General features: G+C 61.8%; 9 protein-coding genes and 1 pseudogene. 4 read left to right on the top strand and 6 right to left on the bottom strand.

The features are described 5' to 3' along the window. Positions 1-720 (top strand): SDR family oxidoreductase, encoded by a 720-nt coding sequence (locus tag FX982_RS22165; RefSeq protein WP_172612609.1) that lies wholly within the window; start codon positions 1-3, stop codon positions 718-720. A gap of 21 nt (positions 721-741) precedes the next feature. On the opposite strand, the gene FX982_RS22170 is transcribed toward FX982_RS22165, so the two are convergent. Further along, positions 742-1,461, bottom strand: coding sequence for a dienelactone hydrolase family protein (locus tag FX982_RS22170; RefSeq protein WP_172612610.1), 720 nt, complete (start codon positions 1,459-1,461; stop codon positions 742-744). Between the two features lie 131 nt (positions 1,462-1,592). Then, positions 1,593-2,120, bottom strand: a complete 528-nt coding sequence (locus FX982_RS22175) for a sterol desaturase family protein (RefSeq protein ID WP_172613141.1) — start codon at positions 2,118-2,120, stop codon at positions 1,593-1,595. A 200-nt stretch (positions 2,121-2,320) separates the two neighbouring features. Between FX982_RS22175 and ppnN the strand changes: the two genes are divergently transcribed. From ppnN to FX982_RS22190, 3 genes are all read left to right on the top strand, one after another. After that, positions 2,321-3,694, top strand: a complete 1,374-nt coding sequence (gene ppnN, locus FX982_RS22180; protein WP_172612611.1) for a nucleotide 5'-monophosphate nucleosidase PpnN — start codon at positions 2,321-2,323, stop codon at positions 3,692-3,694. Positions 3,695-3,917: 223 nt separating this feature from the next. Next, a complete protein-coding gene (locus FX982_RS22185; RefSeq protein WP_172612612.1) occupies positions 3,918-4,511 on the top strand; it encodes a GNAT family N-acetyltransferase in 594 nt (197 codons plus the stop codon). A gap of 147 nt (positions 4,512-4,658) precedes the next feature. Beyond that, positions 4,659-5,105 carry a CBS domain-containing protein gene (locus tag FX982_RS22190; RefSeq protein ID WP_172612613.1) on the top strand — a complete coding sequence of 149 codons (447 nt, stop codon included), beginning with the start codon at positions 4,659-4,661 and terminating at the stop codon, positions 5,103-5,105. Between the two features lie 68 nt (positions 5,106-5,173). Here the strand turns inward: FX982_RS22190 and FX982_RS24950 are convergent, their stop codons facing one another. From FX982_RS24950 to FX982_RS22205, 4 genes and pseudogenes are all read right to left on the bottom strand, one after another. Continuing rightward, positions 5,174-6,019, bottom strand: coding sequence for a methyl-accepting chemotaxis protein (locus FX982_RS24950; protein WP_420793089.1), 846 nt, complete (start codon positions 6,017-6,019; stop codon positions 5,174-5,176). A gap of 75 nt (positions 6,020-6,094) precedes the next feature. Beyond that, positions 6,095-7,180, bottom strand: a pseudogene (locus FX982_RS24955) (cache domain-containing protein); the annotation flags it as partial. Positions 7,181-7,284: 104 nt separating this feature from the next. Next, on the bottom strand, positions 7,285-7,986 hold the full coding sequence (locus tag FX982_RS22200; protein WP_172613142.1) for a hypothetical protein: 702 nt from the start codon (positions 7,984-7,986) through the stop codon (positions 7,285-7,287). A 634-nt stretch (positions 7,987-8,620) separates the two neighbouring features. Next, positions 8,621-10,696 (bottom strand): TonB-dependent siderophore receptor, encoded by a 2,076-nt coding sequence (locus tag FX982_RS22205; protein WP_254074945.1) that lies wholly within the window; start codon positions 10,694-10,696, stop codon positions 8,621-8,623. Positions 10,697-11,013: the final 317 nt, after the last annotated feature.

Consider the following 11,013-nt stretch of genomic DNA (forward strand, 5'->3'; position numbering starts at 1 on the left):
ATGGCCCATCATGACTTTGCCGGCAAGCGGATTCTGGTCACCGGCGCAGGCAAGGGCATTGGCCGGGAAACCGTGCAGTGGCTGGAGCGCTGCGGTGCAGAGGTGATCGCCATGGGGCGCAATCCGAAGGATCTGGCCTATTGCGCACACTCGGCGGTGGCGGACCTGGCCGACGTCGACGCCACCCGCGCGGCCGTGGCCTCGGTGCTGCCCATCGACCTGTTGGTTAACTGCGCGGGGGTGGTCGAGCTGGAATCATTTCTCGACACGTCGGTCGAGACCTTCGATCACTTGATGGCGGTCAACACCCGGGCGCCCATGGTCGTTGCGCAAATTGTCGCCCGCGACCTGATCGCTCGCGGCGTACCGGGCGCCTTCGTCAACGTCTCAAGCCTCGCCGCTGCGGTGGGCACCCGGGATCATCTGGCGTACTGCGCGTCGAAAGCCGCGCTGGATGCCATGACCCGGGTCATGGCCGTTGAGCTTGGCCCCTACGGCATTCGGGTCAACAGTGTGAATCCGGTGGTGACACTGACGCCGATGGCAGACAAGGCCTGGAGCGACCCGGTCAAGGCCGGCGCGATGCTGTCGCGGATTCCCCTGGGCCGCTTCGTTCAGCCCGGGGAAATCGCCGCGACCATCGCCTTTTTACTCAGCGAAGACGCCGGCATGATCAACGGCGTGACCCTGACCGTGGACGGCGGTTTCAGCGCGGGTTGATGCCCGCGCCCAAGGCCTGGCTCAGGCCCACAAGGTGCGGCCGAAGAAGGTCAGCGTGCGGTCCATGGCCAGTTGCGCCCAGACCGGGTCGTATTGCGTGCCCGGAATCCGGCCAGGGCCGACGGCTTCTTCGTTGGCAAAGGCGTGGTGCGCCAGGTAGCGATGGAATTCGATGTCAACGCCGCCTTCGCTGAGCTTGGCTTCGAGCTGATCGACGCCGTCCGCCGGGAAGAATTCATCCTGGGTGCCCCAGTGCGCCATCACCGGCACCTTGATCGCGGCAGGGTCGAGGAATTCCAGCGGCGGCATGCCGTAGAAGGCCACACCGGCGGACAGCTCGGGGATGAAGTTCAGCGCCAGCAGGGTCAGTGCGCCGCCCATGCAAAAGCCGGTGACACCGACTTTCTGGCTGTGGCCCTTGAGGTACTGCACGGCGCCGCGGATGTCCTGGTTGGCGGCATCGGCGAAGTCGAGTTTGTCCATCAAATGGTGGGCTTCTTCTTCCTCGACCGTCATTTCGCCGCGATAAAGATCAGGCACCAGCGCCAGGTACCCGGACGCCGCCAGCCGATCAGCCACGCCACGGATCTGATCGTTCAGGCCCCACCATTCCTGAATCACCACCACGGCCGGTGCGCCTTCGGTCTTGGCCGGGCTGGCCAGGTAGCCACTCAGTTCTTTGCCGTCCGGGCGTTTGAACGTGATGGTCTTGCCCGTTGCTTGTGTCGATGCTTGAGTCATGGGGTTCTCCGGAAAAGAAATTCGGTTGGATCAGCAGCGTGAGACGACTGACCGTCAGTTCTACGGCAGCAACACGACGGTGAACAGCGTGACCCACGTGAAATTACTGACAGGTTCGGCGTGAACCCCGTTCAACCGTTTTGCAGATCCGTGCCCATGGCAGCGCCGGTCATGTCTCGACGACGCTCGTCACGTGGGGCAGCGCGATGCTCGCGCAACTGCTTTTTCAGGGTGGCCGCCGAGGGCGCATAAAGAAAGCCGAACGACACGCTGTTGCGTCGGCCTTTCACCGCGTGGTGCATCAAGTGTGCGTGGTAGAGGCGTTTGAGGTAGCGACTGCGCGGCCGTGGTCTCGAAGGCCAATGGCGATGGACCATTCCGTCGTGGAACAGCATGTAAATCAGGCCGAACGCCGCGACGCCTGCGCCCACCCATTGCAGCGGGTCATGGCCGTGGTTGCCGGCAACGATCAGCGCGACCGCCACCATGCCCAGGGCCAGCAAATAAATATCGTTGGTTTCGAAGGCGCCGAGCTGTTCTTCGTGGTGGGATTTGTGCAGGAACCAGCCCCAGCCGTGCATGACGTACTTGTGGGCCAGAAAGCCGACCCCTTCCATGGCGACAAGGGTGAGGAGAAAAATCGTGAAGTTGAAGATCATAGCGTCGGGAAGGCCGATGGGTCTGGACGTCGACGTGCAGCATACCGGGGTCACGGGAAATTTCCAGATTCGCGCTCACAACGTTTGCTTTCCTGACCAACCGATGTAAAAAATGGCCCCATGGGTGAGCGTCCCGGACGTTCACTGTATTCGTGCCCTGCCCCCTCGCGGCGGCCGGCACCGCTTTCAAGGAATCAAGAATGGCTCCAAGACACGTCATCAACGCTTCGGTCAGCCCCAAGGGCAGCCTGGAAACACTCTCGCAGCGTGAAGTCCAGCAACTCAGCGCCGCAGGCTCCGGCAGCATCTATACCCTTTTCCGCCAGTGCGCCCTGGCCATTCTCAACACCGGCGCCCATGTCGATAACGCCAAAACCATCCTCGAGGCCTACCAGGACTTCGAAGTGCGCATCCACCAGCAGGACCGTGGCGTGCGCCTCGAACTGCTGAACGCCCCGGCCGACGCCTTCGTCGACGGCGAGATGATCGCCAGCACCCGGGAAATGCTGTTCAGCGCCCTGCGCGACATCGTCTACACCGAGAGCGAGCTCGACAGCCAGCGCATCGACCTGAGCAGCTCCCAGGGCATCACCGATTACGTTTTCCACCTGCTGCGCAACGCCCGGACCCTGCGCCCCGGCGTCGAACCGAAGATGGTGGTGTGCTGGGGCGGTCACTCGATCAACACCGAAGAATACAAATACACCAAGAAAGTCGGCCATGAGCTGGGCCTGCGCAAGCTGGACATCTGCACCGGCTGTGGCCCTGGCGTGATGAAAGGCCCGATGAAGGGCGCGACCATTGCCCACGCCAAGCAGCGCATCACCGGCGGCCGTTATCTGGGCCTGACCGAGCCGGGCATCATTGCGGCCGAGGCGCCGAATCCGATCGTCAACGAGCTGGTCATCCTGCCGGACATCGAAAAGCGCCTGGAAGCCTTCGTCCGTGTCGGCCACGGCATCATCATTTTCCCGGGTGGCGCAGGCACGGCAGAGGAATTCCTCTACCTGCTCGGCATCCTCATGCACCCGGACAACCAGGACCTGCCGTTCCCGGTCATTCTCACCGGCCCGAAAAGCACGGCGCCGTACCTGGAGCAACTGCACGCGTTCGTCGGCGCGACACTGGGCGACGCCGCGCACAAGCATTATCAGATCATCATCGACGACCCGTCTGAAGTGGCGCGGCAGATGACCCTGGGCCTTGCGTCGGTTCGCCAGTTCCGCCGCGACCGCGCTGACGCGTTCCACTTCAACTGGCTGCTGAAGATCGAAGAGAGCTTCCAGCGTCCGTTCGATCCGACCCACGCCAACATGGCCAGCCTGCAACTGCGCCGCGACCTGCCGCCCCACGAACTGGCCGCCAACCTGCGCCGGGCGTTCTCCGGGATCGTGGCGGGCAACGTCAAGGACAAGGGCATTCGCCTGATCGAGGAACACGGCCCGTACGAAATCCACGGCGACGCGGAAGTGATGCAGCCGCTCGACAAGCTGTTGCAGGCCTTCGTCGAGCAGCACCGGATGAAACTGCCGGGCGGCGCGGCGTATGTGCCGTGTTATCGAGTGGTTTCCTGACTCAGCTGACGCGAGCTCTCTGACATCCGGCGATCTGCCACGCTGTCTGGAATAAACGCAGTTCCTGTGGGAGCGAGCTTGCTCGCGAAGAGGCCCGCTCAGCCAACTCATCTCTGGCGGCTGTGTAGCCGCCTTCGTGAGCAAGGTAGAGCGCCACCCCGGTCACTCCCACAAGTGTTATGCCGCAAGTACCAGCATCTCCACGAAATTCCGGAACCCACCCATGATCCACATCCGCCCCATGACCGCCGACGACTTCGCGGTCTTCTGGCCCACCTTTCAGGCTGTTGTTCTGGCGCAGGAAACCTACGCCTACGCCCCCGACCTGAGCGTCGAGCAAGCCCGGCACCTGTGGCTGGAATATCCGCTGCACACACTGATCGCCGAAGAAGACGGCATATTGCTGGGCAGCTATTACCTCAAGGCCAACGCGGCCGGCCCTGGCAGCCATGTCAGCAACTGCGGCTACATGGTCACCCCGGCCGCGCGCGGTCGTGGCGTCGCGCGCCTGATGTGCGAGCACTCTCAGCAACTGGCGCTGGACAGCGGCTTCTCGGCCATGCAGTTCAACTCCGTGGTCGCCACCAACGACGTCGCCGTCGCGCTCTGGCAGAAACTCGGTTTTGAGATCGTCGGCCGTCTGCCCCGCGCTTACCGCCATGCCCGGCTCGGGCTGGTGGATTGTCTGGTGATGTACAAATGGCTGGCGGACATGCCGTCCTCGCGCAAAGCCAAAAGCCCGTTGCTGATCGGGCGCAAGAACATCGAATCGGTGATCTCCCGCCCCCGGCGCAAGCCCTCTGACGGGCCTGTCTGATCTTTCCGGCATCGACTCCCCACGCCGGCATGGCGCGTTTGGGGCGCTGCATGGCGCTTTCAAACTTGCCGGAATGCCATCTCTCGACGATTCTCTATGCACGGCCAGACCGGCCGTGCTCACAAGAAACGCGCCGGAGAGGCCAGCATGACGACCGTAGCCGAACTACTGAAGTTGAAAGACTCACACCACGCTGACGTCCATACCGTCGGGCCCGAACAGATGGTCATCGAGGCGATCAAATTGATGGCCGAGAAAAACATCGGCGCCGTGCCCGTGGTCCGGGCCGGCAAGGTGGTCGGCATCGTCAGCGAGCGGGATTACGCCCGCAAGATGGAGCTAAAGGGCCGCGCTTCGGCCGGGACCCCCGTCAGCGACATCATGACCCACGAGGTACAGACCGTGGGTTCGCAGCACACCGTCGAGCACTGCATGAACATCATGACCGACCGCCGATTGCGCCACTTGCCGGTGGTGGACGAGGGCCGGCTGATCGGCCTGTTATCCATCGGCGACCTGGTCAAGGCGGCCATCGCCGAGCAGGCCAGGCTGATCGAAAAAATGCAGGAATACATTCGCGGCGAAAGCTACTGAGCCCTCAGACGAAAAAGCCGGAGCTTCATGGGCTCCGGCTTTGTCTTGCGCAGTGAATGGGTCGCTGCTTAGCGAACCTTGAAGCGATCGATCATCGCCACCAGCCGCTCGTTGGATGCCATCAGCGCGTCAACGCTGGTGTCGGTCTGCTGACCACAGCCCACCAGTTCACCGACCATGTGCCGAATGGCGATCATGTTCTGGTTGATCTCCTCGGTCACGGCGCTCTGCTCCTCTGCCGCAGTTGCAATGTGCGCGCTCAAATCATGGATGCGCAGCACCGAACCGGCCATGCCATCCAGGCCTTCGTTGACCCGCGACGTGCGGTCCGCGGTCGACTGGCAGCTGACCTTGGTTTTTTCCATGGCGCCCACCGCGGTGCTCACGCCCTGCTCCAGCCGCGCGAGCATCTCGTTGATCTCCGACGTGCTCTGCTGAGTGCGACCGGCCAGCGCCCGCACCTCATCGGCCACCACCGCGAAGCCACGGCCCTGCTCGCCCGCCCGCGCGGCTTCGATGGCTGCGTTCAGGGCCAGCAGGTTGGTTTGCTGGGCGATGCCGCCGATGACCCCAAGCACATCAGTGATGCGCTTGGCGTCAACCTGCATTTCCTGCACGTATTTAGTGGCGTCTTCGACTTCCGCCACCAACGCCCGCACGCTGACCGACGCTTCGTCGACGACGTCACGGGAACGCTGGGCGGCATCGTTCGCCGATTGAGTAAAGCTCGCCGTCTGCGTCGCGCTCTCGGCGACGCTGTCGGCGGTGGCGCTCATCTCGTTGATCGCGGTCACGGCCTGATCGGTTTCCGAGGCGTGACGGTTAAGGATCTGGTTGATGTTGCGCGACTGGTCCTGCAACTGCACCAGCCCGGCCGAGATCTGCTCGGTGCCGCTGCGCACCTCGACAATCATGGCTTGCTGGAAGGCAATGAACTTGTTGACCGAATGGCCGACAGCGTCCAGTTCGTCTTGGCCTTTGATCGGAATACGGCGGGTCAGGTCGGCTTCACCCGAAGACAGCGCGTCGATGTTGGTGCGCAGCACGGTCAGGCGTGCCAGCAGGCGATGGAAAGCAAAGCCCAGCACCACCAGCAGCAGAATGACCAGTGGAATCTGCAACCAGCCCAGGGTCTTGAGCACTTCGGTGCTGCTGGCGGTGAGCATGGCCGTCGGCAGCGACGTGGCGATGACCCACGGCGTGCCCACGACCGGCCGCAGGAAGAAGGTCAGGTCACCCAGTTGCGGGTCAATGTATTCTTGGGAATAGACAGCGTCGCCGGAGACTTTGCCCAGGCCGTCCTGAATGGCCTTGGCGAACATCGACTGGCCGCTGAAGCCGGAAATGTTCTTGAGGATGATTTCGCCGGGAATGCGGCTCTGGTTGGTGAGGATCTTGCCGTCACGCTCGACGATCATCACCTGACCCTGGATGTCTTTTTCCTTCTCCTGGATCAGGCCGTTGAAGAAGCCCAGGGTAACGTCGATGGTCGAGACGCCATACAGCGCGCCATCCTTGTAAATGCCCATGGCGCAGTTGGTGCGCGGCTGCGGGCTGGCTTCGTCCTGATAGGCAGCGGCCCAGGCGCATTTGCCCTTGGGTGCGTTCTGCCCGGCACGGTGCCACGGCTGTTCCCAGTAGTTGGGTGCAGGGTCGGAGTTCCAGAACGTGCTCACCACCAACTGGCCGCTGCCGTCGCGGTGGACAAACGAGCTGTGCTTGTTGCGCCCCGGGGTGCGCTTGTCCGGCATCGGCCAGACGCCGCCACCAAAGACTTTCTGATCGCCATATTGATCGACCAGGCCTGGCAACACTTTGTCGATGCCATCGCTGTCCAGCAGCGGCACCGCCTGGGTGATCGCCCGGGACTGGGCCTCGACGCGGGCCAGGTCCGAGAGGATGCGCGAACCGATCTGGTCGACCTGGCTCAGCACCACCTGCTCCTGGGTCGCGCGGACCTTGGGCGTGACCAGATGCACGATGCCCTGCTCGGTGATCACCGCGATCACCACAATCAAGGCCACAAATATGACCGTGTAGCGCGCCTGCACTGTTTTAAACATCGTCGACCCCATGCCAAATATTTTGTAATTGTTTTGCGTACTCCTGATGAGCTATCGACCGCAAGTCGACAAGGATGAGGGGCTGCGGAAAGGTTTTTTCACCGCGCAGCGGGGCGTCATTGCACTGGCAGGAAGTTCAGGAACAGCAGGCTCTGGGCGTAATTCAAGCCGATGCGTCTATATCGCTCGTCGAGCATCTGGGTGAGCAGATCAAGGCGCGCCACGATCTTGCCAAATTCGGTGGCGAAGCTGAGGTTGCTGCCCTCCTCCGAAATCTCGTTGGAGAACAGCAACAGCTCGCCATTGGCGTTCTGGCGCTGGCTCAGCAGCCAGGTGGCCTTCTCGATATTGCGCGCGGCGTTGCTGACGAAGGTCGGGTTGATCTGGTCGGTCATGAAGAATTCAAAGCGCCCGCCGTGGGCCGTGACCAGCATGCTGCCAATGGCATAAATGAAGGCGCCTACGCGATCGCCGAGAAACTCCGGGCTCAGGGCGTAGCTCAGCGCCGCAAGGTCGCGCCGGGTGCCCAGCTGCGGCAACGGCTTTCGCTGCTCAACGGCCTCGCGCACGTTGCGCTCTGCGGCAGCGGCGTCAACAAAGCCGGACTTGCGCCACTCACCAGGATTGCGCAGGTAGAGCTTGTTCATCAGCAGATAGAGGCTGTCGAGGTTATCGCGCATGGCCAGTGTCGCCATGCGGTCCACGCTGGTCTGGAAAAACTCCTGGGGGCGCGTCTCGCTGAACTGCGTGGCGACGTCCTGACCGTCCTGGCGGGTACAACCTGCCGCGCCGAGCCCAAAAATGCACAGGGCGAACAGCGGGCGAAGGCGTCGGCAAACGGAAAAAACAGTGAACACGGCGAGCATCAATCCCAAGCTTCAACGGACTGGACGCCGCGTGAATCGCCGCGTCCCGGCCAAGGTCAGAACGGCTCACGGCCAAAAAGTGCAATTCGGGCGGCAAGCTTCCATAGATCGTGCGTCGGGCCGCAGCTCAATGATCAGCTAGGTCGCCATCAATCTCGCAGTGTGATTGCCGACGCCTTCCCGGCTAAAGCCGGTCCTACTAAAAGCAGCGCGTACAGTCAGCAAGCATCGCGGCGACCTCGACTGAGGGACCGGCTTCAGCCGGGAAGCCGTGGCCGTTGCCGTGGCCGTTGCTTTTGATCTTCATACGCAGGAAGTCCAGACGACACCCATCGCGACTTGGGTGCAGGCTGGACGGAGGTCCCGCGGAGTGGGCCGAGCCGCATGGATGCGGCGAGAGTGCCGTCAGGACATGGATGTCCGTTCGGCGCGGGCCCACGGAGCGGGACCGGAGTGAAGGTATTCCGACGAAGGAGGAACCCAACCAGGAGCAAAGCACCCTTGGTTACTTGGGGTGCTTTTCCAAGTAACTCGCCGAAGGCGAAACGTCTGCCCCCAGGCAGACGCTGTTGATGTTAAGAGCGGATTACCAGCGAAACGCGACGGTCCCGAGCACGGTCCGCTCTTCGCCCCAATAACACCGACCCGCGTTATTGCAGCCGCTCACATACTCCTTGTCGAACAGATTCTTCGCATTCACATCCACCGACCAATGCTTATCGATGTCATACCCCACCAATGCATCCACCAGCGTCACATCACCCGTCTTCAACTTCCCGTACAGCGTCGGCGCGGTATACGCGAAAGTATTATCGAAATAACGCACCCCGCCACCCACATGGAAACCGCTCATCGGACCATCAAGGAACCGATACGTCGCCCACGTACTCGCCTGATTACGCGGTATGCCGGTCAACTGATGATCCTTGAACAGCGAACCCGCTGTGTCCTTGGTCACGCGGGCATCGGTGTACGTATACGAAGCCGTCAAACTGAGGTTCTTCGTCACATCGCTGTTCATCTCGAGCTCGACGCCCTTGGACTCGCTCTTGCCGACCTGACGGCTGAAACCGGTGCTATCGGGCACGACGTCGTCGGTTTTGGTGAGATTGAACACCGCCGCGCTGAAGGTCGTGTTCCAGCCCCTCGGCTCATACTTCAGACCCATCTCGTACTGCTCGCTCTTGATCGGATCGAACAGCCCTCCGGTCGGACTCGACGACTGCTGTGCCGGGGTAAACGCAGTGGAATAACTGACATACGGCGACAAGCCGTTTTCAAACTGGTACATCAATCCGGTTTGCCAGCTGAACTCGTTATCCCATCCATCCAGATCGGTGCCGGCAACGGCAGCACTGCCCGCCCGCGCGGCGCTGGCGCGGTTACGGTATTCACTGTGCACCCAGTCCTGGCGGCCGCCCAGCAGGAAAATCCAGTTGTCATACTTGCTTTGCAGCTGCGTGTAGGTGCCATACATGTGCTGGTCGAGTTGCGAGTTCTGCACGTATTGCGTGGTTCTCGGAGGAACCGACGAAAACACCGGATTGAAGACGTTGTAGGTTCCGCCGAGCCCTGCATTCCAGTCCTGATTGAACGAGGTGCGGTCGTAGCTCACGCCCAACAACAGGGTGTTATCCAGGGCACCGGACGTGAAGTGGCCTTCAAACTGGTTGTCCACCGAGTAGGTGACCGATTTATTGTCGCGGTCGTACGCCGTGCTGCTCAGCGTGCTGCCGAAGCCGCGGTTGTTCAGGTTGTTCGGCCAGGTCTCGTGACGGTCCAGACGCGATTCCATGAACCGCGAGTTCTGGCGGAACTGCCAGGTGTCGTTGAGCTGGTGCTTGAACTCGTAACCCAGGGTCCAGGTTTCCCGCTCGAAGTCGTCCCAGTTCGGGTTGCCATTGAACTGGTCCTTGCCGATCTTGCCGTTGACGTTGTTCAGCAAGGTGCCTGCGGCGGGGTAGCCGAGCAGCAGCTTGGTGCGGTCGCGCTGGTAGGACGAGAGCAGGGTCAGCGCGGTGTCTTCGTCGAAGTTGAAGGTCATCGACGGCGCGATATAGATGCGGTCGTCCGGTACTGAATCGACCTGGGTGTCGGCGTTGCGGCCGAGCATGACCACGCGGCCGAGGACGCGATTGTCGTCGGTCAGCGGGCCGGAGACGTCGAGGGACAGCTGGCGGCGGTTGTTGCTGCCGTAGGTGAATTTGGCTTCGCCCTGGGCGGTTTCGGTCGGGCGCTTGCTGACCAGATTGACCAGACCGCCCGGTGCGTTTTCGCCGTAGAGGATCGAGCTCGGGCCACGGAACACTTCGGTGCGCTCCAGGCCATAGGGTTCGGTGGTGGTGTCGTAGCGGTTGCCTTGCAGACGCAGGCCGTCCTTGAGCAGGCCGTAACCGTAGTCAGTGGCGTTGTAGCCGCGAATGGAGAACAGGTCGCCGGCGAGTCCGTCGCCGACGGCGAATGGCGGGGCGAAGATACCAGGGACGTAACCGAGAATGTCGGTCAGGGTTTGCGAGCCCTGATCCTGAATGCGCTGGCGTGTCACCACTGACACCGAGCGCGGGGTTTCCGACAGCGGTGTGCTGGTCTTGGTGCCAGCCGTGCTGTTTTTCACCTGATAGCCAACGGTTTGCTCCCCTTCGGGTGCTTCCCCGGTGACCATCGAATTCTGCAGTTCGATGGTGGCGCCCTGCTCGGCCTTGGCCGGGGCATCCGCGGCCCAGGCCGCGCCATGGCAGGCGACCGTTGCGACCAACGCTGCCAAGGCATTGACCTTGAATTGACCCTTGTTATTGCTCGCCATCCGAACTCCCCCTCCCTTTGATATCACACGGGGCAATGCCCCAAAATTGGCCGCTTATGTCAAAAAAGCGTGAAAATGTAACAAAGAACGTTTCTCATTACCATTCTTATCGCAAAAAAAGGGCGAAGGGCCATCGCTGGTCCTACGCCCTGTTTCAACGCTGTTACAACAAGGGT

The sequence above is a fragment of the Pseudomonas graminis genome (assembly GCF_013201545.1).
Taxonomy (GTDB): Bacteria; Pseudomonadota; Gammaproteobacteria; order Pseudomonadales; family Pseudomonadaceae; genus Aquipseudomonas.

What these genes read in the sequence shown, in the direction of transcription:
- FX982_RS22165 (WP_172612609.1), top strand. Translation starts at nt 1, where the DNA reads ATGGCCCATCATGACTTTGCCGGCAAGCGGATTCTGGTCACCGGCGCA.
- FX982_RS22170 (WP_172612610.1), bottom strand. Translation starts at nt 1,461, where the DNA reads ATGACTCAAGCATCGACACAAGCAACGGGCAAGACCATCACGTTCAAA.
- FX982_RS22175 (WP_172613141.1), bottom strand. Translation starts at nt 2,120, where the DNA reads ATGATCTTCAACTTCACGATTTTTCTCCTCACCCTTGTCGCCATGGAA.
- ppnN (WP_172612611.1), top strand. Translation starts at nt 2,321, where the DNA reads ATGGCTCCAAGACACGTCATCAACGCTTCGGTCAGCCCCAAGGGCAGC.
- FX982_RS22185 (WP_172612612.1), top strand. Translation starts at nt 3,918, where the DNA reads ATGATCCACATCCGCCCCATGACCGCCGACGACTTCGCGGTCTTCTGG.
- FX982_RS22190 (WP_172612613.1), top strand. Translation starts at nt 4,659, where the DNA reads ATGACGACCGTAGCCGAACTACTGAAGTTGAAAGACTCACACCACGCT.
- FX982_RS24950 (WP_420793089.1), bottom strand. Translation starts at nt 6,019, where the DNA reads ATGATTGTCGAGGTGCGCAGCGGCACCGAGCAGATCTCGGCCGGGCTG.
- FX982_RS22205 (WP_254074945.1), bottom strand. Translation starts at nt 10,696, where the DNA reads ATGGTCACCGGGGAAGCACCCGAAGGGGAGCAAACCGTTGGCTATCAG.